Annotated in this window: 23 protein-coding genes; 13 read left to right on the top strand and 10 right to left on the bottom strand. The window is 59.8% G+C overall.

What is annotated here, in order from left to right:
- Positions 1 to 352 precede the first annotated feature (352 nt).
- On the top strand, positions 353 to 2,182 hold the full coding sequence (locus tag FHP89_RS14035) for an ATP-dependent nuclease (RefSeq protein ID WP_144178645.1): 1,830 nt from the start codon (positions 353 to 355) through the stop codon (positions 2,180 to 2,182).
- Complete coding sequence (locus FHP89_RS14030) at positions 2,175 to 3,962, top strand: ATP-dependent helicase (RefSeq protein WP_144178643.1); 1,788 nt, start codon at positions 2,175 to 2,177, stop codon at positions 3,960 to 3,962. The genes FHP89_RS14035 and FHP89_RS14030 overlap by 8 nt, the downstream gene beginning before the upstream one ends.
- 363 nt (positions 3,963 to 4,325) lie before the next feature.
- Here the strand turns inward: FHP89_RS14030 and FHP89_RS14025 are convergent, their stop codons facing one another.
- The 3 genes from FHP89_RS14025 to FHP89_RS21370 all read right to left on the bottom strand — a co-directional run bounded on the left by FHP89_RS14025 (position 4,326) and on the right by FHP89_RS21370 (position 8,645).
- Positions 4,326 to 6,026, bottom strand: coding sequence for a hypothetical protein (locus tag FHP89_RS14025; RefSeq protein WP_222105398.1), 1,701 nt, complete (start codon positions 6,024 to 6,026; stop codon positions 4,326 to 4,328).
- A 33-nt stretch (positions 6,027 to 6,059) separates the two neighbouring features.
- On the bottom strand, positions 6,060 to 7,205 hold the full coding sequence (locus FHP89_RS14020; RefSeq protein WP_144178641.1) for a dsDNA nuclease domain-containing protein: 1,146 nt from the start codon (positions 7,203 to 7,205) through the stop codon (positions 6,060 to 6,062).
- Positions 7,206 to 8,381: 1,176 nt separating this feature from the next.
- The gene (locus FHP89_RS21370) at positions 8,382 to 8,645 is read right to left on the bottom strand and encodes a DNA-binding protein (RefSeq protein WP_144178638.1); all 264 of its coding nucleotides are present in this window, start codon (positions 8,643 to 8,645) and stop codon (positions 8,382 to 8,384) included.
- Positions 8,646 to 9,073: 428 nt separating this feature from the next.
- Between FHP89_RS21370 and FHP89_RS14010 the strand changes: the two genes are divergently transcribed.
- Together FHP89_RS14010 and FHP89_RS14005 are read left to right on the top strand one after the other, a co-directional pair.
- Positions 9,074 to 9,403: a hypothetical protein gene (locus tag FHP89_RS14010; RefSeq protein WP_144178636.1), complete on the top strand. Its 330-nt coding sequence runs from the start codon at positions 9,074 to 9,076 to the stop codon at positions 9,401 to 9,403.
- A 10-nt stretch (positions 9,404 to 9,413) separates the two neighbouring features.
- On the top strand, positions 9,414 to 9,938 hold the full coding sequence (locus FHP89_RS14005; RefSeq protein ID WP_144178634.1) for a hypothetical protein: 525 nt from the start codon (positions 9,414 to 9,416) through the stop codon (positions 9,936 to 9,938).
- Here the strand turns inward: FHP89_RS14005 and FHP89_RS14000 are convergent.
- The gene (locus FHP89_RS14000) at positions 9,932 to 10,165 is read right to left on the bottom strand and encodes a helix-turn-helix domain-containing protein (RefSeq protein WP_144178632.1); all 234 of its coding nucleotides are present in this window, start codon (positions 10,163 to 10,165) and stop codon (positions 9,932 to 9,934) included. The two genes, FHP89_RS14005 and FHP89_RS14000, sit on opposite strands and share 7 nt — an antisense overlap.
- Positions 10,166 to 10,333: 168 nt before the next feature.
- Here FHP89_RS14000 and FHP89_RS20985 point away from each other — a divergent pair, with 168 nt between their 5' ends.
- From FHP89_RS20985 to FHP89_RS20980, 3 genes are read left to right on the top strand one after another with little or no spacing between them, the layout of a single operon-like run.
- Entirely contained in the window at positions 10,334 to 11,047 is a 714-nt protein-coding gene (locus FHP89_RS20985) for a hypothetical protein (protein WP_186300333.1), read from the top strand.
- Positions 11,044 to 12,036, top strand: a complete 993-nt coding sequence (locus FHP89_RS13995; RefSeq protein WP_186300332.1) for a nuclease-related domain-containing protein — start codon at positions 11,044 to 11,046, stop codon at positions 12,034 to 12,036. Before FHP89_RS20985 ends, FHP89_RS13995 begins: the two co-directional genes overlap by 4 nt.
- A gap of 1 nt (position 12,037) precedes the next feature.
- Positions 12,038 to 12,193 carry a hypothetical protein gene (locus FHP89_RS20980; RefSeq protein ID WP_186300331.1) on the top strand — a complete coding sequence of 52 codons (156 nt, stop codon included), beginning with the start codon at positions 12,038 to 12,040 and terminating at the stop codon, positions 12,191 to 12,193.
- 562 nt (positions 12,194 to 12,755) lie between these two features.
- On the opposite strand, the gene FHP89_RS13990 is transcribed toward FHP89_RS20980, so the two are convergent.
- The 6 genes from FHP89_RS13990 to FHP89_RS13965 are packed head-to-tail and all read right to left on the bottom strand — an operon-like array spanning position 12,756 to position 19,470.
- Positions 12,756 to 13,445 carry a molybdopterin-dependent oxidoreductase gene (locus FHP89_RS13990; protein WP_144178628.1) on the bottom strand — a complete coding sequence of 230 codons (690 nt, stop codon included), beginning with the start codon at positions 13,443 to 13,445 and terminating at the stop codon, positions 12,756 to 12,758.
- Positions 13,446 to 13,480: 35 nt separating this feature from the next.
- A complete protein-coding gene (locus tag FHP89_RS13985; RefSeq protein WP_144178626.1) occupies positions 13,481 to 14,440 on the bottom strand; it encodes an alpha/beta fold hydrolase in 960 nt (319 codons plus the stop codon).
- 55 nt (positions 14,441 to 14,495) lie between these two features.
- Entirely contained in the window at positions 14,496 to 15,773 is a 1,278-nt protein-coding gene (locus FHP89_RS13980; RefSeq protein ID WP_260851610.1) for an acetyl-CoA hydrolase/transferase family protein, read from the bottom strand.
- Positions 15,770 to 16,972: an acetyl-CoA acetyltransferase gene (locus FHP89_RS13975; RefSeq protein WP_144178624.1), complete on the bottom strand. Its 1,203-nt coding sequence runs from the start codon at positions 16,970 to 16,972 to the stop codon at positions 15,770 to 15,772. Before FHP89_RS13975 ends, FHP89_RS13980 begins: the two co-directional genes overlap by 4 nt.
- 2 nt (positions 16,973 to 16,974) lie before the next feature.
- The gene (locus FHP89_RS13970; protein WP_260851609.1) at positions 16,975 to 18,441 is read right to left on the bottom strand and encodes a 3-oxoacyl-[acyl-carrier-protein] synthase III C-terminal domain-containing protein; all 1,467 of its coding nucleotides are present in this window, start codon (positions 18,439 to 18,441) and stop codon (positions 16,975 to 16,977) included.
- 42 nt (positions 18,442 to 18,483) lie between these two features.
- Complete coding sequence (locus FHP89_RS13965) at positions 18,484 to 19,470, bottom strand: DUF7064 domain-containing protein (protein WP_144178622.1); 987 nt, start codon at positions 19,468 to 19,470, stop codon at positions 18,484 to 18,486.
- A 451-nt stretch (positions 19,471 to 19,921) separates the two neighbouring features.
- Here FHP89_RS13965 and FHP89_RS13960 point away from each other — a divergent pair, with 451 nt between their 5' ends.
- The 6 genes from FHP89_RS13960 to FHP89_RS13935 all read left to right on the top strand — a co-directional run bounded on the left by FHP89_RS13960 (position 19,922) and on the right by FHP89_RS13935 (position 25,142).
- On the top strand, positions 19,922 to 20,329 hold the full coding sequence (locus FHP89_RS13960) for a MarR family winged helix-turn-helix transcriptional regulator (RefSeq protein ID WP_260851608.1): 408 nt from the start codon (positions 19,922 to 19,924) through the stop codon (positions 20,327 to 20,329).
- A 6-nt stretch (positions 20,330 to 20,335) separates the two neighbouring features.
- Positions 20,336 to 21,085, top strand: a complete 750-nt coding sequence (locus FHP89_RS13955; RefSeq protein ID WP_144178620.1) for a tyrosine-protein phosphatase — start codon at positions 20,336 to 20,338, stop codon at positions 21,083 to 21,085.
- Positions 21,086 to 21,176: 91 nt separating this feature from the next.
- Entirely contained in the window at positions 21,177 to 22,361 is a 1,185-nt protein-coding gene (locus tag FHP89_RS13950) for an acetyl-CoA C-acyltransferase family protein (protein WP_144178618.1), read from the top strand.
- Between the two features lie 58 nt (positions 22,362 to 22,419).
- Positions 22,420 to 23,172, top strand: a complete 753-nt coding sequence (locus FHP89_RS13945) for an electron transfer flavoprotein subunit beta/FixA family protein (protein WP_144178616.1) — start codon at positions 22,420 to 22,422, stop codon at positions 23,170 to 23,172.
- Position 23,173: 1 nt separating this feature from the next.
- The gene (locus FHP89_RS13940; RefSeq protein WP_144178612.1) at positions 23,174 to 24,106 is read left to right on the top strand and encodes an electron transfer flavoprotein subunit alpha/FixB family protein; all 933 of its coding nucleotides are present in this window, start codon (positions 23,174 to 23,176) and stop codon (positions 24,104 to 24,106) included.
- A gap of 187 nt (positions 24,107 to 24,293) precedes the next feature.
- Positions 24,294 to 25,142, top strand: coding sequence for a cache domain-containing protein (locus FHP89_RS13935; protein ID WP_260851611.1), 849 nt, complete (start codon positions 24,294 to 24,296; stop codon positions 25,140 to 25,142).
- The last annotated feature ends 23 nt before the right edge of the window (positions 25,143 to 25,165 follow it).

Here is a 25,165-nt window from a genome sequence, read left to right as displayed (position 1 = left end):
TGTTGATTGGGGGTGGCTCACAGTGTCTACTTACGGCTAGAAGCCGTCAAAGGGTAGCCGAAAATACCTCGCGTCGAACGGCAGTTAATCCCAACCGAAGCCGACTTTCTGTTCCCCACGTCGTCGGACAGCTGGTCGGCCGAAGCCGTCACTGGCGAGAGCACAAATGAATGGCCGATATTCGCTACGTTACCGACGGTTGAGATTTCCCAAGAGTCGCGAAGAGTGGCGCACGAGTGCGTAGGCAAGATGCCAGTCATAAGCGTATGCTGACAACATGGCGCGTCACTAATTATGATGCGATTTTGGGGCCGACAGCGGCGAGCCGAGAAACTTGAAGTCCAGAGAAACCATGAAGCTCACGCGGATCTACATCAGCAACTTCCGAAACTTCCGCGAGATCGACGTCACACTGAACGGAAACATCGTTATCGTAGGAGAGAACCGCGTCGGAAAGAGCAACCTGCTCTATGCGTTGCGGTTGATCTTCGATCCTAGCCTGCCAGACAGCGCGCGCCAGTTAGGCCAAGGGGACTTCTGGGATGGGCTCGGCGAGCTGCTCGAAGATGAAAAGATCACGGTGTTTGTGGAACTGACCGACTTCGAGGACGACCTAGACCTACTGGCCCAACTCACGGACTTCCGGCTCGACGATGATCCGCACACCGTGCGGCTCACTTACGAGTTTCGGCCGATCCCCGGCCTCGACGGGTTTCCCAAATCCGACGACGACTACGAGTTCCTGTGCTACGGCGGCGAGGCTGAGACGAAGCGGTTCGGGCATGACGTAAGGCGGCGCATCGCGATGGACCTGTTGCCCGCGCTGCGGGACGCAGAGGGCGACTTGGCGACATGGCGTCGCTCTCCCCTTCGGCCTTTGCTCGAACGCGCGTTTGCGAACGTGGCGAGTAACGATCTTCAGGAGGTGCGCGATGCTGTTCAGGCGGCAACCGGCCAACTAGCGGAGTTTCCGTCCGTGCAGAGTTTGGAGCAGAGCCTACAGGAGCTGTTTGCGTCCATGAGCGGCCCCAATCAGGACATCCAGCCGAGCCTGGGCTTCGGGACGACCGATGTGACACGGTTGTTCCGCAACCTTCGCCTGTTGATCGATGGAGGCTTGCGCACTATCAGCGAGGCCAGTCTTGGTTCAGCCAACGTCGCCTTCCTCACGCTGAAGGCCCTTGAGTTGCGGCAACTGATGGCCGAAAACCGGCGTGACCACACCCTGCTGGCGATTGAAGAGCCCGAGGCCCACCTGCACCCTCACCTGCAGCGGTCGGTGTACCGCCATCTGTTCCAAGGCCTCGCCGGCGATGAAGAAGAAAAGGAAGAAGAGGATGAGGAGGAGAATGAACAACTGCTGTCGCTGCTACTGACGACCCATTCGCCGCACATCGCCAGCGTCGCACCGCTGAGATCCCTGGTCCTGCTGCGTCAATCTGCCGACAAAGGCACCGTCGTCACCTCGGCGGCTTCCGTTGACCTCACCACGGATGATGAGGATGACCTAGAGCGCTACCTGGACGTCACTCGCGCGGAGATGCTGTTCGCAAGCGGGGTCATCCTAGTGGAAGGGGATGCTGAGAAGTTCCTGCTACCGGTGTTTGCCGCCGCGAAGGGACATGATTTGGACCACTTGGGCATTACGGTCTGCTCGGTCGCTGGCACGAACTTCACCCCCTATGCGAAATTTCTAACCGCGATGGGTATTCCATTCTCGGTCGTGACAGATTGGGATCCCCGGGCGAAGGGAGGGCCTCTTGGCTTCAACCGCTCTTGGAAACTGGTCGACACCATGGAGACCGCGCGGACGGGGGAGTCTCCGACGGAACTCATCAAGGAGCTCAAGGCGATAAAAGACGGCCATAAGTTCGCCACGCGTTGTGAGGCATACGGGGTCTTCTCCAATATCGACACGTTGGAGGTGGACATGTTCAACGATACGAACTTTACGCAGGCCGTCATCGAGACGCTGCGCGAAACGTCGTGGAGCGAAGAGCGAAAGGGTTGGATCGATGGCTGGGAAGCTGATCCGGAAACGCTTGACGTCGACAACTACCTGAAGCTGATCGAAGTCGTCGGCAAGGGCCGGTTCGCACAGCGCCTGGCCTCGCGCGTCGAGGGCGTGGCGCCGCCGGCCTATATTGCTAACGCCATCGGCTTCGTGGCCGAGCGTGTCTGACCGCGCGGCCTACCTGCGAGTGGCGGCACAGCTCCGGGGCAATCCTGGACAATGGGCAGCCTACGAGTCCCGTGGCCATTGCGTCGTGCTAGCGGGGCCCGGGAGTGGGAAGACCAAGACGCTGACGGCCAAGATGGCGCGCATGCTGGCGGAGGACGTACACGAACCGAGAGGCGTGGCCTGCATCACATACAACAACGAGTGTGAGCGTGAACTGGAAGATCGGCTGGCCGCCCTAGGGGTCGAGCCTGGTGGGCGCGTGTTCGTCGGGACGGTGCATTCTTTCTCTCTCACGCAGATCGTCCTGCCCTACGCCAAGGTGGCAGGGCTGGGACTGCCTGAAAGATTTGGTGTGGCCACACGAGCGGAGAAGCAGGAGTCACTAGCCGAGGCAGCAGCCCGAACATTGGATGAACCCGGCAATCTCCAGGACTTGGACTTCCGCCTCGGCAACTATCGCCGCTCGATCCTGAACCGCGACAGCGTGGAGTGGCGCGAGACTGATCCGGAGCTCGCGGAACTAGTGGAAGCCTACGAGGAGGCGCTGCGTCAGCGAGGCCTAATCGACTTCGACGACATGCCCTTGTTTGCCCTGCGCGCGCTGCGTGACAACCAGTGGCTGCAGCGCGCACTGCTTGCTAAATATCCTGTGCTTGTCATAGACGAGTACCAAGACCTCGGCGCGGCGCTGCACCGCATGGTGTTGGGGTTGTGCTTTCGCGCGGGCATGCGGTTGTTTGCCGTGGGCGATGTCGACCAGTCGATCTATGGATTCACCGGGGCCCGACCCGATCTGCTGCGCCGGCTGTCAGGGCGTGAGGACGTCGAGACCGTGCGCCTGCGACTGAACTACCGCAGCGGCAACCGCATCGTCGTAGCCTCCCGAGTGGCCTTGGGCGAGGAGCGCGACTATGAAGCTGCCGACGCCGCTGCACAGGGCACGGTGTTCATCCATCCCTTGGGAGGCTCGTACGAGCGGCAGGCCGCACGCGTTGTGGAGGAGCTGCTGCCGCAGGTTCTGGCACGGCATCCGCGACTGAGCTACCGCGACGTGGCTGTGCTGTATCCGGCGGCTTGGATTGGCGATGCCGTCGCCGGTGCCGCCGAGGCCGCTTCCATCCCGATCGTGCGCTCCGATGGCAACGCCTTATACCCACGTTCCAGCCGCATCATGCAGTGGTTGGAGTTGTGCAGCCAATGGTGTTGCGGTGGATGGCGGACGGGGAAGCCGCGGTTCACGCGTTTGGTAAGGGAAGGGCGGCGGCTGTTCATTGAGGCCATCCATAGCGATGCGGGGCTTTTGGACTTTCATCGCGCACTGATCACTGTACTGTGGGAGAGGCGAGACGCAAACATCTTGCTGCACCGCTGGATGGAAGAACTGCGGGCCAATGTGATCGAGCCGTACGCTTCCGAATGTGTCGCACTGCGCGACGAGATCGAGACGCTAGCAACGTTCGCAGCGCGCGTAGCGCCGGCGGGCGACCACGCAGAAATGGTCTTGGGCGAACTTTCTGGGAGTGGTGAGCAACTCGACCGCCTGACTCTGTCGACGCTGCATAGCGCGAAGGGCAGGGAGTTCGGCGTGGTGTTCATGTTTGGCATGGACAGCGGTCGTTTGCCGCGCAACGGTGTAGGCCAACAGCAGCTCGCGGAGGCCCGCCGGCTGTTCTATGTCGGGTTCACTCGGGCGAAAGCCGAGGTCCATCTAGTGCACACCGCAAGGCGCTCGTCGCCGTTCGTGGATGAGATCGAGCAGCACTTGGCAGACGAGAGGTGAACCGATACCGATGTCAATCTTCAGTACCTCCAAGGTAGGGTACGAGCGGGCAGATACCGGCCATTCCGTTGGACTGCCGCCACCGGCAGCTTTGGCCAAGTTGTTGGCTGTTGTCATCGGCATGAGGCGGTTGGAGGCCATTGCTGTCGGCCACGCTGCGCCAATTGAGCGGCGGCAGTGCGGCGGACAGCTGTCACACGGCGCTCAGCGCCGTCGAACGGCAGGTTTCATCTTCATTGAACTGCCGGAAACGACCAGCCGCTCTTGAAAGCATCTGCACAATTCGACTGGCTTCGGTCTCGTAGCAGGCGCTAAAAATTGTCGACAAGCGTAGGAGCGATTCAGTGAACTCTTCATGAGAACCTACGATTTCTGGCTCGACTTCAAACTCAGATACATCAGGGATTCCAATGGCCCTAATTCCGCATCCGCTTCGTCGAAGAACTGTTCATCAAGTAGCTTGTAAGGCGAATCAAGCACGATCTTTTTGTCGAAGGGGTGCTCGGTGTCGATTTCTGAGCCGAGAATGAGTTGGGCGTTGGCGGGCAACTTCTCGGAGATGAACGTGATGACCTTGGGCAGGTTGATGTCGTCTTGGCCTTGCTGGTTCGGTGAGTCGATCACGAGCGGCACCATGAACGATCCAGTCGTCCCGCAGCAGACATCCCAAAGGGCAGCATAGTAGGCGAGGATTGAGCGAGGGCCTCCGCTACCCGAATCGCTGGGACGGCTGGTCAGCGTGAGGCGCGCTTTCCCGGAGTCCGGGAGGTTCAGGTCGAAGAGGGCTGCCGCGTAGGCTTGTCGATATTGCTTCAAAATAGCGCCGGAGCGCTTCTTGTCGGTCAGCTTGTCCATTTCGGCATTGAGCACCCCGACCGCCTCGGTGTGAACGGCGATCTCCGCGTCTAATATCGAGCGCTCTTCCTCAAAGGCATGGAAGGCTTGCTCGGCACCAAGGCTCTCGACCACCTGTCGAAATTGCAGGTCTCCGCGACGTGTGTCGAGCAAATGGGAGATGCGGCGATAATGGCCTTCGAGGGCTCCGATCTGCGCGACCGTCTGTTGAAGCTTGGCGGCGACGTCTCGGCCATCCTTTTCAAGCCGCGCGGTGATCTCCCTCAGAGAGCGGGCGTCGTCCGCATAGGTGAGCAAGTCCATGAACGATTCGGAGTGCTCGGCATTGCAGACCGGGCAGACCAAAGCCTCTCGCGGCTCGTTGCGGAGGTATTGGGCGTCGTCTTCATACGCGCGAATCGCTTCGTTCGCCAAATTGATTTGCAGGTAGATGCTCGATAGCAGATCGCGCTCTGAGACCGATTGGGATCGAAGCTTTTCCTGTTCCTTGTTGAGCGCGGTCATTTCGAGCGTCAACTGCTCGATTTCCAGCTTGAAATTTTCGGGGTCGATCTTCGGGCCAGAGAGGGGCAGTTTCTTGCCAAACCGCTCCCGAGCCTTGTCGAGAAAACCTCGCTCCTTTTTCAGGTCGTCCAGCAGACGCAGTTCAGCGTCTCTCTTGGCTTTTGCCTCGTAGTATTCCTGGGGCTTGATGCCCGAGAAATATTCGAGAATCGAGCCCATCGGCTTGCTGAACTGCTGCAACCCAGTGAAAGTGTTCCAACTGGCCTGCCAGCTTCCGTCTTGATTGATGTAGAAGGGCAGGAAAAAGCACTTGGGATCGGCCGGGACGCTTTGCCCATTCTTGTCCAAGAGGACGAGATTGAAGCCCGTCACCGATGCGAAAGCCGCGCTCCATTCGGAATGATCCGAAGTTGCGGCAATGAGGACGCCGTTCTCGAATAGGGCCCGGATTCCGGAACTGTGAAGAGCTTGAAAGCTGCGCCCGTCGACGCGGAAGCCGACCAGCGAAACGGTGTGTTCATCCCACTGGGTTAGGTTTCCCTGCGGCTTGGCCCCCAAGGTCAAGAACATGGTTTTGACCAGGCTCGACTTCCCGGTGTGGTTCCGCCCCCAGATCAGATTCTTGTTCTCGTGGAACTCCACTCGCCGGGCTCGCCGGTCGCGCCGGGAGAGCATCCAAATACTTTCGAAGAGAAAGCTTTTCATATGATTTTGTCCGAAGGCTTCTGACCAGTCTTCTTAGGTTGGGGCCACGCATTTTTTCAGGGCTCGAAGTAGGAACTGCGCGTTGAAATCCGCGGGGCGGATCGAGGAATGGGCGCTAGCCAGATCGGCTTTGGCTTGGTCGAGGAACGCTTTCAGCGAGGCTCCCGGAGCGTGATCGTCCAACCATGCATCGATGTCCAGCAGGAGCGGCACGACGAGGGGGTCTTCTCCGCCCATTACTTGGAGCCGGAAGATCTTCGACGCTGCCACCCTGACCGCTGGCTTCTCCATGAATCCAATGCCGCCTTCAGTTTCGAGCTTGTCGAGCCAGTCTTCAAGCATTGCCATCAAGTCAGGTACATCTTCCAGATTGCTCAACGCTGCGGAGAACTCCGCCTTGGAGTAGCCACGTTCTTTTTTGAGCTCGTCGAAGTCCGCGCAAGAGTCTGTCTTCGCGCCTAAAGGGCCGATCTTTGCCAGCAAGGCCTCGACCAAGGCTTGAGCTTGCCCTGCGTGCCTCGGGCTGCGTTCATTGAGGAACAAAACGACTGTCCCGATAAGTTGTCTTGTCGGCTGATCCGGATGCATGGGGATCTTTTCGACATGAATCAGGGCAGGATTGGCGGGCAGCGTTCCGGCCTCGTGCAGTGTTTCAAGTCCGAGGGTCAACGCATCCAAATGCTCTGCCTCAAGCTTCGAAAGATCGCAGGGCAGGGAGGTTGCGGCATTGCCGCCGCCATTCAGAGGCAAATCACAGCCGCTGTTCGAGATAAATCTCCCAGAACACTTGAGCTCCTTGAAAGCCAAAGCCGCGGAATACAGTTTTCCGATTGGGCTGTCTTTGATGTCCGGCGGCGGGTTTCTTGACGCTCTCCGTTTTTTGCCGGGTTCCACTAGATGCGTCAGCTCGGCCCAGCTCCATTCCTTGCGGTCTTTTTTCTTGACCTGATAAATCCGAATGGACGAAGGGAACGTTGGCGAGTCGAGCTCGGCGACATCTTGGATCGATTCAAACAGAAAGAGAAAGTCGCTGGCTCCGGACTTCTCGAGCTCGAACATGCGCTCAATAGCCCAGGCCCGCTGGAAGTCGACGCCTTTCTGGTTGTGCCCGCCGCCGGTCTCCGCGAGATCCTTTCGTGTGGCTACGCGGAAAACCTCTTCAATCTGGTTTGTACCCATTTGTCAGCCATAAATCGTGGGAACTGCGATTATCCACCCAAATGACATCGGACAGTCCGCATTCGACCACTTGTCAAGGTTTCTACATTCAGTCGCGTGTCAGCCCAAGCGGTTGGTGTAGAAAACCATTCGTATGACCCAACGTGCCAACGGCAGCAAACTGTGCGACATCTGCCCTACATCCGAGCCACGCTCACTGGCTGGTATGGCCGAGGAGCACTCGGTCAGTCGTCAGCCTGTACGGCTGCTCAGCTCAGAAACCTGCCGCTGACCCGTCGAGACGGTGAAAGTCTCTTGAGGGTCGGTAGCTGCAGTTCATTGGCCGAGCATCGTACGGCTGTGGGGGGCAGGTCAACATCTCCACCCGAAGAGTACACAGTCAGTCGTATGTACGGCCGCTCGGCCTATCTATAGGAGACTCAAATCCGTCAAGACTGTGAATGCCTTTTGAGAGGCGGCATGAGTCATTGGACCCAGCTATCGAAGACACCGCAGGTAACACAGTCGAACGAATCCAGAAAACGGCACAATTCAATCAGCGCTACCCTTGATCTATCCGCTTCACTGAAAACCGGAGGCCGTATGGAAAAATCTATCACTGCACTGATTTTCGCTACAGTGTTTCTGGTCGTTCTAGCCTGGTATGCCACGACACACCGCTCGGAAGATGAGAACGACGACGAGAAGTAAACGCCTTGCCCGACCGCTTGTATTCCTCATAGCCCCACAACAGCAGCGACGAACCCAAGCTGTTTTTGAACTTCATGAACCGAACCGTGCCCTGCTAGCCAACGCCTTTCGCGGCAACCGGACACCCCAAGGCCTCATCGACGAACCGGCGGCGGGGCAGGATAAAACCATTGCGGCCACTCGTGCCGCACAACCCAGATCCACCGGGCAATAAGGACGCACCTCGAAGGGAACGCGGGCCGGCACCCTATCTGACAGTCGCGGGATGTGCATGTGTGTAGCCGACAGGCAGACGCCCTACCCCGAGCGATGACTCAGACAAACCGGGACCGGACCGCCACGCGGGTCGATTCCGATATCCAAAGCCACGAAGGACCTGCTCGACCGTCCGCCACAGGCGGCAATGAAACACTTGCCGACAGAATCCGTGGTCACACAAGATCTAGTCGTCCAAGGAGTGATCGGCAAATTTGCCGATCACTCCCCTCACGCGGGACACTCTTCGCTGATCACGCTAGCCGATTGGATCGCGTCCACCTGATTCTCCAGTTCCCTGATTCGCCTCCGCTGCGCCACAAATACTCGAACGACCTCCCGAAACGCCTCGCTCTGAAGTGTTTTATTGATCGTCTCGTGGCTCCCCTCGCCGAGAGTTTTCCTAATCCGCCTCACAGATATCGGCTCTCCCCCTTCTAACAAATGGATTGCAGCCAATAGTATCGAAGATTCCGTGACTTTTCGCTTTGTCATCGCCCGCTCTATGCCGTGACTATCGAAATCTCAGCATATGCCTGAGCGCTGTGAACATCCGGCGAAAGTAGCGCCTTACGACCTCGCTTTCAAGCCCTTTTACGGCACATGAAGAAAGAATAACTGGCTCACCTGGATATATATCGAACACGCCTCATTTAAAAATTGCTAACGAAGGGTATCTACCAAATATAGCGACACGCCATTCATTCGAGAGTTACAAAGGTTTACATTTGGCGATTTTTATTAAATATTGCAGAGCAGTCAACGACTTAGCTAGATAATCTAGAAATTCAATTAACTTTAAATACTTCTAAGGGCATGTAGCAAACTGTCGGCCATTATTTCGCGGAAATATTTTCGATTTTTTTATGGCAAGCTATTTTCGTCGGTTCAATTTCCGACCGACTTTTAAATTGGAGCTTGCCATGAAATACCAACAACTACCCCGCAAATACCTTGAGTTGAAACTTCAAGGAAAGCCTTTCCCAACTCAGGGCCATGAACTTGCAGGTCGAACTTTTTCTCAATTGAAACATTTCCTGTTCCGCGCTGCCTATTTGCAATGCTTTCCCGATGCTGACCGGTCAGAAGTGAATATGAATTTTTCGATTTACGAAGAATCTCCGGTTTCTGTGCAACCAAAAATTCTGATCGAACTGATGCGCGGCACCGCTAGGCGTGAGCGACGTCCAATGCGAGTGAAAGCGCTTTTCAATGACTGCCAGCGCCCCAACGGGCCGCTGGTGACAGACTGAGGAGGCCGTCATGGATCTCAATTTCCTGCAAGAAACTGTGTGTGGCCCCCTTGGCTCGCGAATGGCCGCGTTGCGCCTCCACGACGAAGCGCTGCTGCGCCATGTCGTCTGGGCACTGGACGACGGTCGCACCGTACGGGCGAGTCAGTTGCTGATTGCCTCCTTCGGCCTGGTGCCCGTGCTCGATTTGACGGACGCATCGCTACGCGATGCGCTGGGTTGGCGTGAGGGGCTATCACCGAGTTGTGAGCAACTCGACGCGCTGGCAGCCACAATCGGCACCGGCTTCAGAACGCTCGCAAACGGCGTCCCGACGTATCCGGTGCTGCTCGTGCACAAGGGTGGTGATCGCGGACACAACGGTATTCATCTTGACGAACTGGACGAGCTGATTGCTGCGCTCAGAGAAACGCAACCTGTTTTCCTGTTCCCGCTGGAAATTCGGCGCCTCGCGATCCGATTTGAAGCGAGCCTGCAACCCGAGTCGCCGCTGCCCTTTGTCCCCGCCCAGCTGCAACGGCTCCGCATCTACTGACCGTGCCCACCCTCGGACAGCAGGTGCGTAACAGAAACCCGCAGTTCAGCCGCCAATGCGCACAGCATGCGCAACGATGGGTTCGCTACGCCGCGCTCGAGCTGGCTCACGTACGAGCGGTCAATCCCCGCGGCCAGCGCCAACTGCTCCTGGCTGATACGCCGCGTACGGCGCGCGGCACGAAGATTTCTGGCCAGGCTCTGGCAGTGCGCTTGAAAAATGTCCATGTGCGAAGCGTCTCGCACATGGGACCGACAATCCACGGAATTTAGTCCGCATTGACCTGTTTTGCGGAGCTTTCTGAAGCGTCTTTGAATGTGGACTATAGTCATCATTTTGCCGTCATGCGCACATTCATTTCAATGCCATATTCATCATTTTTTGGAGACAACACAATGCAAAATAGACCTCTAGCCATCGTCACACTGGGCATGGCCCTGCTTTCCGGCTGCGCACTCACCCCGGAGGGGATTCGTCTGCCGATACCCTCACCGGATGCTACCAACTCCGCAAAGCTCATCAAGAACGTGCGCGACGCATCGCTCAAGGCCGGCGCCCGTATGGCTATCGATCCGCTACTGGTGGCCGAGGACCGCCCGGGAATCGTAATCATTGGCGGACTGGGCCCGGTAAGACGCCTCGACGCTCAGGCTCGAGCGGAGTACTACCAAGGCACCACAGCCCAGGCGCAAAGGATGGGGCTCCCACCGCCGATGACGACCGAGGCCGAGTTCGTCTCAGGCACAGCCGGCTTCGCCTCGGTGTTTTTTGCCGGGGGATTTTTCTCGCTGCAGAAATACGTGTATGCGGCCGTGCCATCGTCGCTGGTGGACGCGTTGCATTTTCCCTCAGCGTGGGCAACAGCGGGGTACGGCGGCACCGGTGATTTTGTGGTGGTGCATACGCATCAGGACGGCTGGAATCAGATCGTTACGGTGCTGTGTGACGACACGGCCGACGACTACGACGAATGCGAGGATCAGTACCGACGTGGGCGATACGACCGAACGACCGGCTACGAACTGAGCCACAACAACGAAATTCTGACCGACGGTGTTCGGATCGATCCGCGAACCTATCGCGTCGTACCAACAGAGGTAGCCCAATGAGTGAGGATTTCAAGGGGAGCCACCCGGTCCTGGAGCGCGCGAGACATCGCCGAGCCATTGATGCGTGGTGTCAGCGTGTGGCGGGCAAATTCGGGATGTATCTGCTCGGCTACGTGATTTTTGGGGTGGCGCTGGAATGGACGCAGGACATACAGATCCCGGGGCTCGCGTGGGCCAAAGCCGGGCTCGCGCTCTGCTGCGCACTGGCGGTTTTAGGCGTTTTTTCCCTTCTATTTATAGCGCCCGCGATGCTCTATTGGGCCCAGCCAATGTGGAGCTGGATCGAACCCGAGGCCCTCCGTTACGGTGTCGTTGTGGTGCTGGTGCTGGTCGCATCACTGCCAGTGATTCGGATGGCCTTCGCAGATTCGGGGCCGATGCGCGGGGTCATGGACGGCGAGGCTGCAGAGCGCGAGGTATCCGACATTCTGGCTCAGCCGTGGATTCGGGATCGGGGCTACGTCGCCCTTGAAAATATGTTCTTCGTAGGCACAGGACGACGAGGCGCCTGGTCGCGCGAGCTGGACCACGTGCTGATTGGGCCTGCTGGCGTCATCGTGATCGAAACGAAATCGCGTCGCGGGAAAATCAAGGGAACCGTCGATGCTCCGGAATGGAGGCACAAACGCGAAGGAGGCTCGGTGACCGTAATGCGGAATCCACTGCTGCAACTGCGAGGCCATGTGCGAACCGTGCGCGAGCTAATCGGCGAATCAACCACGCCAATCCACGCCCTGTGCGTGATCGCCAACGCCTCGATCGACAAGGCGTTACACCCGTCCGTCACGACCCCGGCCGAGCTTGATCAGGCATTACGGACCCTGATGGAAGCGAAGGAGCCGGCGCTCAATTCGACACGCGTTACGGAGATCACGCGCCGACTGTATGCGTCCCGGAGCACCGACCCGGTTCAGTGGGCTGAGCATCTGGCCCGATCGCAAATGCGCGCATCAGAGCATGCCGCAGCGCGCACTCGGCGTGAGACGTAAGATGAACGGAAAATGGTCATGGGTTGGCCGCTTGTTACGGTCAACCGTCACAACGCTGATGGAGACGGCGTTGCTGCTGATCGCCGCCGCCGTCGGCCTTCTGCTGACGAGCCGGGTATTGGAGTATTTTGGGTGGATGGATGGAATCACGTTTTAAACGCTGCTCAATATGCAAGCTCTCCGCCGCGTAAGCGAAGTGAATATCTTCGGCAACTGTTGTGAAACACCGAAGGACCTCCGTGGGCGATCTGGAGGTTCAGTGTCGGTCAGCGTCGTCGCCTGAGTCGTAACACGAATTTTCCTGTCAACGGAGCGAAGCATGGATTACACAGACTTTGGGCCGCACGATTTCGGGCGTACGCACATTCACCCGGTAGGCCGCGGCAAGCCAACAAATGTCGGCGACCAGACCAACCACCACGATCGTCGCACCGCCCGTTTACTCGACTACCGATAGTGAACCAACTGGCCCATCGATGCGCTGCATGATTCGTGATTTGCGCTACCGAAGACAAAGCGGAACGGCACGACGAATACGCTCGACACCATCGCAGCCAGAATTCGCACGCTGTTCTCGCTGAAATGCGCTTACAGGGCGTCGATCAGCGTGGCGTGAGTCATGGGCGGCACGTTGCCCCCCATGACACCGCATGTGATGATTTTTCAATCTTTGTAGGCACTAACGACCAACAGCAATACCGCATGGCTGATCGCTAACTTCAGCCTCTTCCGGACGCTTCCAGTGCCTGGCGCATCTTTCGTCTGGCCGAGGGTGCGAGCGCCTTGTAGGCAATGCGGATCACCCAGTTGGGCAAGTATCGTGCGCGTTCTTCAAGGGCGACACGACCGCGAGGATGGTCCATGAGCGACGGGTAGGGCTTGGGAAACCGGAAATGGCTCCTGTCGGGCCAGAACTCGATTGTCTGAATGTGTTTGGCATTTTTATAGCCGTAGTGCGCCGGGGCGACCAAGCGCAGCGGACCACCATGCTTCAAGCCCAGCGCCTGTCCGTCAAGCGCATCGGCCAGCAGCACATCACCGGCCATCAAATCCTCAAGCTGCATGCAGGCGGCGTAGCCATCCTGACTACGAAAAACTACCGTGTTGGTTTTTGGTCGTGGGCTGGCTTGCGGGAGCACGATCTCGTTGTAGAAGTCGCGGAACCGCACCCCGCTCCATTGCACACCGAGGCAGGACCAGGTCGTGACGCAATGGAAATCCGATGTCTGATCGACACGCGGCAATACCGCCAGATGCGAGGCGTTCAGGGTGAGCGGATGATTCACATCCCCTTGTACACGCAGCGTCAGTTCGTCCGGCGAGGCGGCGAGACGCTTGGCAAAAAGGCCGAGGCCGAAACGATCGAAGTTGGGGATGACATGTTGCCCAGGGGGGAGTTCTTTTTGCATGCTTGCGTCCTTATGCCTTCATTGACCGCGGTTACTTAGCGATCGATCGCACCAAGAAAGCGCAATACCGAGGTCGCTACGGCGGCCGGCTGCTCCAGCTGCAACCAGTGACCGGCATCTTCGATCAACTCAACAAACCGCAAGTCGTCAAAACAGGGAGTGAAGTGCTCGCGCCATTCCGGGTCAAAGAGCAACACCGGATCGACCGCTCCAGCAACGAAGGCCGCGGGTTGAGTGATCTTTCGGCCGTCGAGCTCTGGCGTGGACGACGAGGTGGTCGAGATGTTGCGGTACCAGTTGAGGCCGCCGCGAAATCCTGACAACTTGTAGGCCGCGACCATGTAGTCCCAGTCCTCGCTGGTCATGAAGTCATCCATGGCGCCCGGCGCGGGAAATACCTCCAGCAGTTTGGCGTCACGCGGATGATTGAATTGCTCAAAGAAGGCCATCTGTCCGGCCCGAGCACATACCGAGTAGTAGACGCGTGTAAGCGTATTGCGCACATTCGCATCAAGTTCAGCTTCCGCCACGCCGGGCGTCTGGAAATAGCGCATGTACCAGAAGGCAGCGTCCTTGCCTGGCGGGTTAACCGTCTCTGGCCCCATGCGCCAGAACGGCACCGACATTCCCATGACGGCGCGGCAGCGATCTGGGTGCAGCAGCGCGGTATACCACGCGACGATGCACCCCCAGTCATGACCAATCACCACAAACTGTTCTTCGCCCAGTGCGGTAGCAATGCCTGCCACATCCGCGGCGAGCGTCCGGACGGTGTAATCCTCGACGGCGGGCGGGGCGTCGCTGCCGCCGAACCCTCGCATGTCGGGCACTGCCACACGGTAGCCAGCGGCCACCACGGGATCGATCAGGTGTCGCCACAGATACCAGCATTGCGGCCAACCATGCACAAAAATTACCAAAGGGCCCTGCCCTTCGACCACCACCCGCAACCTCACCCCGTTGACCTGCAGGTTTTCAAAATTTCTGGATTTCATCTTGCGCTCCGGCGGTTTGATGTGGCTTTGTTGTTTTGGTGCGAGAACGGTCAGCTCAGAGGACCTGGCGCTGCGCCGCCCAGCAAGTCATGAGCTCTGACCGATGCTCGGGTGCGGCGATGGCAATCAGGCGCTCCGCGCGCTGATCGAGCGATGCGCCGCGCAGGTCGGCCACACCTTGTTCGGTGACCACCAGGTCGGCCAGGTGCCGAGGCGCGCCAATCAGGGCGTTGGCGGCGAGCCGCGGCACGATGCGCGACACCGTGCCCTTGGCCGCCGAGGACAACAGCGCAAATACCGACCGTCCACCAATCGACAAGCGGGCACCGCCTGCAAAAGCCGGCATACCACCGACCCCCGCGACCAGTTTGCCGCCCAGGGTGTCGCAATTGACTTGACCGAACAGGTCCACCTCGAGAGCAGCATTTATTGCCACAAATCGATTGATGGCGGCGATACGCCAGACATCATGCGTATCGGATACCGGCTCGAAGCGAAAGGTGTCATCGCGCGCGACCCGTGCGTAGAAATCTGCCCCGCCAAGCGCCACGCCAACACGAACCGCGCCAACACCCGCGATGATGCCGCGTTCGATCAAGGGCAGTACGGCGCCCGTCGCCATGCCCGCATGGAGTCGCAAAGCGCGGTGGTCATCGAGCGCCTCGCACACGGCGGTCACCATTTTTCCAATACCCAGCTGCACGGTATCGCCATCGCGCACAATGCCGGCCACGTGATCGGCCAGCGTTTCAAGCGCGGCGTTGGGCGTGTCATCCGGATAGGTGAGCAAGTCGGCCGCGCAGTCGACAACCGCATCGCAGTCGTCCAGCCGCAGCGATACGCTGCCGTGGGTGCGCGGCATGGCCGGATTGATATGCGCCACGCGCTGACGAGCACGCGCCCAGACGGCGGGGGCGAAATCATGGCAAATGCCCAGACTCAGCCGGCCCTGCGCATCGGGCTCGCTGGTCTGCACAATGGCCAGGTCGATCTCCAGATGCGCCAGATCCTTCCAGGCCCCGACGTAATCGACCGGCAACAGTTCGACCCGGCCGTCGAGAAAGTCCGGGCGAAACTCCGGAAGCATGAAGTACGCACGCTGACGTGCCTGCGGATGCACGCTCGCGTAGGCGCCCTCGTTGATTCCAGGGAAAAACACGCCAACGAAACGTACCCCGGCGGCCTTCTCTGGCGCGGCACGCAAGGCATCCCGAAACGCCAGCGATTCGCCCGACACGCCGCCCAGAAACACCGTCATGCCCGGTTTGAGCGAATCTACCAAGGCGGTCATCGACAGGCGTGCCGGCCGTGTGCCGGGTTGCGGGAGGCTCATGCGCCGAGGCGGCCGATGATGGAAATGGCACACACGTTCTGATGCGGATGCCCGCCGAGATTCTGGGTCAGCCCGATGTCTGCCTTCCCAAGTTGCCTCGCGCCCGCACGACCGAGCACCTGCAGATAGATCTCATAGACCATGCGCAAGCCCGACGCACCGATCGGGTGGCCAAAGCATTTGAGGCCGCCGTCGATCTGACACGGAATGGCACCGTCACGGTCATAGCGGCCTTCGAGAATATCGAATGTCGCCCGCCCCGGATCAGACAAACCGAGGTTTTCCATCAAGACCAACTCGGTGATCGAAAAGCAGTCGTGCACCTCGATCAGATCCAGCGATTCGCGCGGGTTGGCAATGCCGGCCTCACGGTAGGCGCGTGCCGCCGCCACCTCAGCCGTGCGAATCGAGGCACCGTCCCACTGATTGAATTGCGCTTCTTCGCCATTCGACACGGCGATCTGCAGGGCTTTCACCGTGACAACGTCGCGCTTGCCAAGCTTCTCGGCAATCGCCGGCGTGGTCACAATGGCGCAGGCCGCACCGTCGCTCACGCCACAGCAGTCATACAAGCCCAGCGGTTCGGCCACCATCTGCGCCTTGAGCACATCTTCGATGGTGATCTTGTTGCGCAAATGGGCTTTGGGATTCAGCGTCGCATTGTCGTGACTCTTGACCGATACATGTGCCATGGCCTGCTTCAGATCGTCGCGCGAAATGCCGTAGCGTGCCTGATAGGCCGACGCCAGTTGGGCAAACGCGCCAGGCGCCGAGGCGTTGGGCTGCCACAGATCGTTGACCACGCCGCGTGTGCGCACCGGCAGACCGCCGTATCCCGTGTCCTTGAGCTTCTCGACGCCCAGCGCCAGCGCAATATCGCAAGCGCCCGAGGCTACCGCATAGACGGCACCGCGCAGCGCCTCGGTGCCGGTCGCGCAGGCGTTCTCGACCCGAGTCGCGGCAATGAACGGCAATCGCAAGCCCTGAGCCAGCGGCCCGGCTGTCTTGCCGACGTTGTTCTCTTCCAGGCACACGCCCAGCCATGCCGCTTCGATCAGACTCTTTTCGATGCCAGCGTCGCCCAGTGCTTCGGTAAATGCCTCCAGCATCAGATCTTCGGCGTTGTCAGACCATCGCTCACCAAAACGCGAGCAGCCCATCCCGAGGATCGCAACGCGATCGCGAATTCCACTTGCCATGTTTATTCCCCAGCCTTGCGTTGCGGCTTCGCTTTCCAGAAATAGCGCCGGAATCCGCGTACCGGATCCAGCTCCTTGATACGGAACACCATGTCGAGCGGCACATCGACCGCGAGCTCGTCCGGATCGCAATCGGTGAATTCCATCAGCACGCGCGCCCGGTTGCCGAATTCGACATGCCCGAACATGAATGGCGGGCACGGTTTGTACGACAGCCAGTCGCAGGTGAAGCTGCGCACCTTGGCCGGGTCATCCGCCAGTCGATACGGAGCCTGGGTATCGATGGCACCGCACTCGGGGTTCACACAGATCCGGCTGGCCGGGAACTGCACCGTGCCGCACGACGTGCAACTGCCACCGACAAAGCCATTGACCATCGGCTCGGCGCGCCAGGCCGCGGTCAGCGCGGTTTTGTTGTCCATCTCCGCACGCATGCCCCACTCCAGATCGAGCTGGCCGGTGAATGACAGATACTTGAGGTAGTTCTTCTCGATCTGCCCCCCCTCAAGCCATGCTGGCACCTGCTTTGTCGCCACCGCCTTGGCGGTTGTTTCAAGCACCATGGCGTCGCAGCCACTGCCAAACTGAATCAACAAAATGCGTTGGCCAGGGCCGGCAGTCGTCAAGGTGTGGGCGAGCATCATCAGCGGATGCGCCGCACCGGTATCGCCACACTGTTCGAACAGCGTGTCGACGATCGCCTCCGGCCGGACACCCACCCGCTTGGCAACCAGCGCCCCCACCCGACGCAATTGCTCGGGCATCACGAAATGGTCGATCTGGTCCGCATCGATCCCGGCGGCTTCAAGCGCCTGACTGACCACTGGCGGTACGAGTTTGGAAAAACCCTCGTCGCGCACCCAGCGCTCTTCCCAGCCGTAATCGCCTTGGCGATCGGTCTGCCTGAAATGGTCGACAAAATCGGTGCTCAGGCTTGCCGCGCCACGCAGTATTGCCAGCGGATCGCCCTCACCAACGAGAACCGCGGCAGCGCCGTCCCCCGCGTTGAGTTCGGCCGTGCTGGCCGGCGTCGGAATGCGGCGCTCTGAGCCGATTACCAACTCGTTTTTGCCGGGCGTCTGCAGGGCACGCAGCAAGGCACTACTGCCGGCGCGCATTCCACCACCAACATCCGCCGCAGCCGGTTGCCTCGCCATCCCCAACGCTGCACCGACCACCGCCGAGTTCAAGCGATCGGCAAATGGCAGCGTAGTCGACGCCAACGTCAGGGCGTCGACCGAAATGCCCGTGGCGCCGCGCAGCGCCGTCCGGCCCGCCTCGACGGCCATGGTGATCGCATCCTCATCCCAGTTGGCCATGGCGCGCGCTCCCTTGGCCAAACCGCGCAGCCCGGGTGCCATCCAGCGATGACCCGCCGCCACAGTCTGACGATCGAGTCGCAATCGGGGGACGTAGCCGCCCACGGAGAGAATGCCGCGCGTATTCGCGCCTGCTGAGTGTTCGCTCATGCTGAACCTGTCGCTTATCAATTGAGAAATGGAGGCACCCGGTCAGTTCGACCGGGGCAGGCCACGGATCACGGCTGAACCACTAGAAATGTCGCGCGAAGCCACGTGCGCCAGGTAAGCCGTGGGCCAGGCCATTTCGACGTGCCCCACGCCGGCGCGCCCTTCGATGGTGACCGACATCGAGGCCTCATTGAGCGTCATCTCGGGACTGACCACGAAGGGGTACATGGCATAGGTCTTTCCGACCACTTGGGTCGTTCGACCCAGATCGTCCTGCACATTGGCGATCACCGCGGTATGGGTCAGCTGCGCATCATGCTCAAACTTCACATCGACACCGGTAACCTCAGCCATCCGGCCATCGCGCAGCACATAGCCCCGCAAAACGGTGCGGCCAGCCGCTTCAACTTCCCAGAAATGCACCACCAGATCCGGACCGGCCTGAGCTTCAAGCCACTTCCAGTGTTGCGAGAAGAACCAGTCCCTCGTACCCCAGGAATGATCGCGATGACCCATGGTGTCAAATGGAATACGGCGCCCATCGAGCGTCAGAACACCACGCACCCGTCCGCTCTGTTCAATACGGTCATCGGCGACCCAACCCGGACACCCATCGGCATGGCTACCGTAGGAATACGCCGGGTGGACCGCTTCGAAGGCGTATTCCAGCGATGCTCTGCCGCCAGCGCCTACCTCGACCACGGCGTCCTCAAACGGCCGGCCGTGTCGAACACGCACCTTGCCTACCGTCCAGTCATTGAACCCGGCGTCAACCGGAACGTACACGCCATCACAGAAATCGGCGATCACCTCCCCGATTGCGGGGCCATACACCACAAACGCCGACCCGGCCTTGCCCAGCCCGGACACCCAGGTATAAACAAATGCCGCCAGATCATGCTCGGGTAGCTGCAACATGAACACCAGCGATTCTCGTGCTAACGGATCCGCTTTCAGTACATGGCGACTGTCATGCAATGGGTCAATCGAGAAGCGTGCGCCATCGCCCGCCTGAAGTTCTTTCCCCATGATTTCTCCTTGGTGTCGATCCCGGCCCGCGGGCTGCTTTCAATGTGACGAAGTGTATGTTTGAAGCAATATCGTCCTGCAGCATATTAAAAATGTCAATACGCAAGCCGTTTGCTTTCGATTTCCCGCGAGGCCCACAAGCGTTCTGGCGCCCAATTTCTTGCGTGCTTGTACATCATGAAATCAAAGCCGATCATTCAAAACGTTCAACCGAACAAGCTGACAATATTTAGGCGTACAATTTCAATCGCACTTGTCGAGCGTCGCATCCAGGCGCCGCACCCGTTTTCGTCGCCACGAGCGACACGATCAGGAAAACAGCATGGCCAGAAAACAAACTGCGACCCAAACCGCCCCCGCCTCTGCTCGCACATCGAAATCACCCGCAGCGGATCCCGCCGCCCATCGTAGGGACATCAAGTTGGGTTACCTCATTCATGACGTGTCGCGCATGCGCCGCACCGCCTTCGATCAGTTGATGAAACCCATGGGCATCACGCGCGCGCAGTGGTGGGTTCTCGCCCATCTGTCCCGGCACGATGGCATGGCACAGACACAGCTGGCATCAATGCTCGATGTCGGCAAAGCCAGCCTGGGCTCGCTGCTCGATCGACTGGAAGCCACTGGCTTCATCGAGCGACGCCCCGACGCCACCGACCGCCGTATGAAGCGTGTATTTCTCTCGCGCAGTTCAATCCAGCTGCTCGAGCGTCTGGTCGAAGTCGAAAGCGGGTTCAACCAGCAAATCCTTGGCTCGCTCACCGACAACGATCGAAATGAGCTGATCCGCATGCTCTCGTCGATAAAAGACTCCCTGCTCGGCTTGGGTACGCCCGGCACGCCGGCATCCGACGAATAACAAGCAGTGGACAATCCGTCATCGCCTCTCGAAGGGGCGAGCAATTTTCGCGACCTTGGCGGTCTGCACACCGAGGACGGGCAACGCATCCGGCACGGCGTGCTATTCCGCTCCGATTCGCTGGCTGATCTCACCATCGAAGGCCTGGCAACCCTGGAGCGGCTTGAGCTCAAGACAATATGCGATCTAAGGGATCGCTCGGAGCGCCTCAGCCACCCTAATCGGCTTCCCGCAAACGCAGTAATCCACCAGCCGGATATCGGATTCCTGCCGCAAGGCGCACACGATCTGATCGCCGGGCTGGGCAGAACGACGCCAGCACAAACGGTACATCTCGCACTGAGCAACTACTACCGTCGCTTCCCCACCGAACACGCGAGCAACTTCAGCGGAATGTTCGACGCGCTATTGGCCCCCGGCGCCTTGCCCGCGCTCATTCACTGCACCAGCGGGAAAGATCGCACCGGTTTCGCCATCGCTTTAGTGCTTTCGGCACTCGGGGTTTCGCGAGAGCTCATCCGCGCCGACTATCTGCGCTCGAACATGGCACCGCGAAACCTCGCTTTCATGGTGCCAGGCGGCGTGCCGCCTTCAACACTAGAAGCACTGATGAAGGTGCGCGCCGACTACCTGGAAGCGTCGTTCGCCACAATCGAAGCACATTGGCTCAGCGTCGACACATTTCTCGAACAAGCGATCGGTCTGGATCGCCAGCGTCGCATACGATTGCGCACCCAGGTGCTCGAGCCCCACTAGACAACCGCGACCGAATCTCGCACACAAACCCGCTTGCCAGCACCCATACTGTCCGCTACCATACTTTTATTTGCATTTGTCTGGAGTGGTCATGTTCTCACGCGAAATTCTGGTCGTCGGTGCTGCGCGTACCGCCATTGGTACCTTTGGCGGCAGTTTGAAAGAAACCCCGATGCGCGATCTGGCCACGACCGCCGTCAAGGCGGCACTTGAGCGCAGTGGTGTCGAACCTGCCCGGGTCGGCCACGTCGTCATGGGCAACGTCATCCCCACCGAACCGGCCGACGCCTACCTGAGCCGCATTGCCGCCATCGATGCCGGGCTGTCCATCGACACCCCTGCTTTCAACGTTAACCGCCTGTGCGGTTCGGGCCTTCAGGCCATCGTCTCGGCGGCCCAGGCAATCTCCCTCGGCGATACCGACATCGCCATCGCCGGCGGCGCAGAATCCATGAGCCGTGGCCCCTATCTGGTGCCGGCCATGCGCTGGGGCGCACGCATGAGCGACGCCGCGCTGACCGATTACATGAACGGCATTCTGCACGACCCCTGGTGCGGCGTGCACATGGGAATCACGGCAGAAAACGTGGCCGCGCAACATGGCATTACACGGCAAATGCAGGACGAGCTGGCGCTGGAAAGCCAGCGGCGTGCGGCACACGCCATCGCTGAGGGCCGCTTTGCGAGCCAGATCGTTCCGATCGAACTGAAAACACGCAAAGGTGTTGTCGTGTTCGATCAGGATGAGCATGTTCGTTCCGGTGTCAGCATCGAGCAACTGGCCGCCATGAAAACGGTGTTCAAGCGCGACGGCACCGTCACGGCCGGAAACGCTTCTGGCATCAACGACGGCGCCTCCGCCGTGGTGCTGGCCGACGCCGAGTCCGCCGCATCGCAAGGCCTGACACCACTCGCGCGTTTGGTGGCTTACGCACATGCCGGTGTCGATCCGCTCTATATGGGCATTGGCCCCGTCCCTGCCGTTCGCAAAGTTCTCGCGAGATCGGGCCTCTCGGTTGCGGATATGGACGTGATTGAATCCAACGAGGCCTTCGCCGCACAGGCCTGCGCGGTCGCAAAAGAGCTCGGATTTGATCCGGCCAAGGTCAATCCCAATGGTTCCGGCATTTCGCTCGGCCATCCGGTCGGCGCCACCGGCGCCATCATCACCACCAAGGCAATCTACGAACTGCATCGCACAGGCGGCCGCTACGCACTGGTCACCATGTGCATTGGCGGCGGCCAGGGCATTGCCGCCATCTTCGAACGGACCTGATCCGCAAACGCGTTCAGCGCCGCCGAAATATCCATACCCCACCCAAGAGAGGCTATGAATGAAGATTCTCGTTCCCGTAAAGCGCGTGCTCGACTACAACGTAAAAGCTCGCGTCAAAGCCGATGGCAGCGGTGTCGATCTCAACAACGTCAAGATGTCGATCAACCCCTTCGATGAGATCGCAGTCGAAGAAGCAGTCAGACAAAAAGAAGCCGGCATTGCCACGGAAGTGGTCGTCGTTTCATGTGGCATCGCCGCCTGCCAGGAAACGCTGCGCGCCGCACTGGCACTGGGCGCTGACCGCGCCGTTCTGATTGAAACGACCGAAGTTTTGCAGCCGTTGGCCGTAGCAAAACTGCTCAAGGCCGTGTGTGACAAGGAACAGCCCAATCTGGTGATATGCGGGAAACAAGCGATCGACGATGACGCCAACCAGACCGGTCAGATGCTGGCCGCGCTGCTGCAATGGGGGCAGGCAACATTCGCCTCCAAGCTGCAGATCGATGGCCAGAGCTCGGTCATGGTGACACGCGAGATCGACGGTGGCCTTGAGACCCTGTCGGTCGAGCTGCCTGCCCTGGTGACCACGGACCTGCGCTTGAACGAGCCGCGCTACGCCACCTTGCCCAACATCATGAAAGCCAAGAAGAAGCCGCTCGAAACGATCACGCCCGAGGCGCTGGGCGTCGATATCGCGCCGCGGCTGAAGACGCTGTCGGTGGCCGAGCCCGCAACACGCAAGGCGGGGGAAATTGTGGCCGACATCGCAACCCTCGTTTCCCGACTCAAGAACCAGGCAAAGGTGATCTGACATGTCCATTCTCGTTATTGCCGAACACGATAACCGCGCCCTGAAAGAGGCCACCCGCAACACCATCGCCGGGGCGGCCGCGATCGGTGGCGACATCCATGTGCTTGTTGCCGGGCATGGCTGCGAGTCGGTCGCCCAGGCGGCGGCGCGCATCACCGGTGTCAGTCGTGTCCTTCAGGCCGACGCACCACACCTTGAATTGCAGTTGGCTGAGGATCTCGCCGCCCAAGTTGTGCCGTTGGCTGCCGACTACACACATGTTCTGGCGCCGGCCACCGCCTTTGGCAAGAATTTCCTCCCGCGGGTCGCCGCCCTGCTCGACGTCGCCCAGATTTCCGATGTCGTCGCGGTGAACTCGGCGGACACTTTCGTTCGCCCCATCTATGCTGGCAACGCGTTGGCCACCGTGCAGAGCATTGATCCGATCAAGGTCATCAGCGTACGCACGACGGCCTTTGATGCCGCCGCAGAAACCGGCAGCGCGACCATCGATTCCGTGCCGCCGACAGCGGCCTTTGGTCGAACCCGCTGCCTCGGACGAGAGATCATCCGCAGTGACCGGCCGGAACTTGCCGGCGCCGCCATCATTGTGTCAGGCGGTCGCGGGCTGGCGAGTAAGGAAAACTATCATTCGGTCCTCGATCCACTCGCCGACGCACTCGGTGCCGCACTGGGCGCCAGCCGAGCCGCCGTCGACGCCGGTTTCGCACCCAACGACGCGCAAGTGGGGCAGACAGGCAAGATCGTCGCCCCCCAACTCTATATTGCGGTGGGCATCTCGGGCGCCATTCAACACCTGGCCGGGATGAAGGACTCCAAGGTCATCGTCGCCATCAACAAGGATCCGGAAGCGCCGATTTTCCAGGTGGCGGATTTCGGCGTGGTGGGTGACCTGTTCGAACTGGTGCCGGAACTGGTCACCGCGATCGGCTAATCCGGTTCGGCGCAGCCATCGCAGCAACGACTTTCGGCGGAGCACCAGCTCCGCCGAAAGCAATTGGACGTCCGCTACCGCAAATGCGTTTGCCTTGGTTTGCAGCGCATGATACGTTCCATAGCATACGATATGCGTTAATACACAAGGCCATGCGATGACTCACGCAAAATTCATTCTTCCCTTGGTGCTGGCGGGCGTACTGTCCATGCCACTTTCGCCCGTGCTGGCCGCGGCCGACACAGGCGCACCCACCACCAGTCAGCCCGCCGAAGCCGCGCGTGCCCGAGCGCTGCTCGATCGCGCCGTGAGGCATATGATGTCGGCCGGCGATCGTGCGCTCAGCGCCTTCAGCCGCGCCGGCGAGTTCACCGATGGCGACCTCTACGTCTATGCCCTCGACACACGCGGCGTGCTTCTGGCCAGCGGCGGCGCATCTTACAGCTTCATTGGCCGCGACATGCTCGACTACCGGGATCCGGACGGCAAGCCACTGTTCGCCGAGATCCTGGACGGTGCCCTCAAGCACGGGGGCGGCAGCATTGAATACCGCTGGCTGAACCTTCAACGCGGCACGGTCGAACGCAAAATTGCCTACTACCAGGCGGTCGGCAGCCGAATCCTTGCCGTTGGCTACTACGCGCCCCGCGCTACCCCTGAGCAAGCCATGTCAGTCCTCTGGCGTGCTGTAGACGAACTCAAACGGAACGCACCGGCGGCGGCATTCGCCGCATTCAACGATATCAACGGGAGCTTCGTGCGCGACGACACGTACGTGTTCGTGGTGGGCATCACCGACAGGCGCATGCATGCGCATGGCGCGATGCCTCGCCTGATTGGCCGAAACGTCGCTGAACTGAGGGATGTGGACGGCAAGCAGATCATTGACCAGATGCTGAACATCGTCAGCACCGCCGACGCTGGCGGCCTCGATTACAAGTGGCGCAATCCCGTCACTGGCGAGATTGAAAAGAAGCACACCTTCGTGCGTCGCGTCGGGGACTACATGGTGGGTGTCGGCTACTACGAGCCCTGAGCATCTAGTTTGTGCTGCCGGCG

This window comes from Denitromonas ohlonensis (assembly GCF_007625205.1).
GTDB lineage: Bacteria > Pseudomonadota > Gammaproteobacteria > Burkholderiales > Rhodocyclaceae > Nitrogeniibacter > Nitrogeniibacter ohlonensis.
Note: the sequence above shows the minus strand (reverse complement) of the source record. Positions and strands in the feature narration are given on the sequence as shown.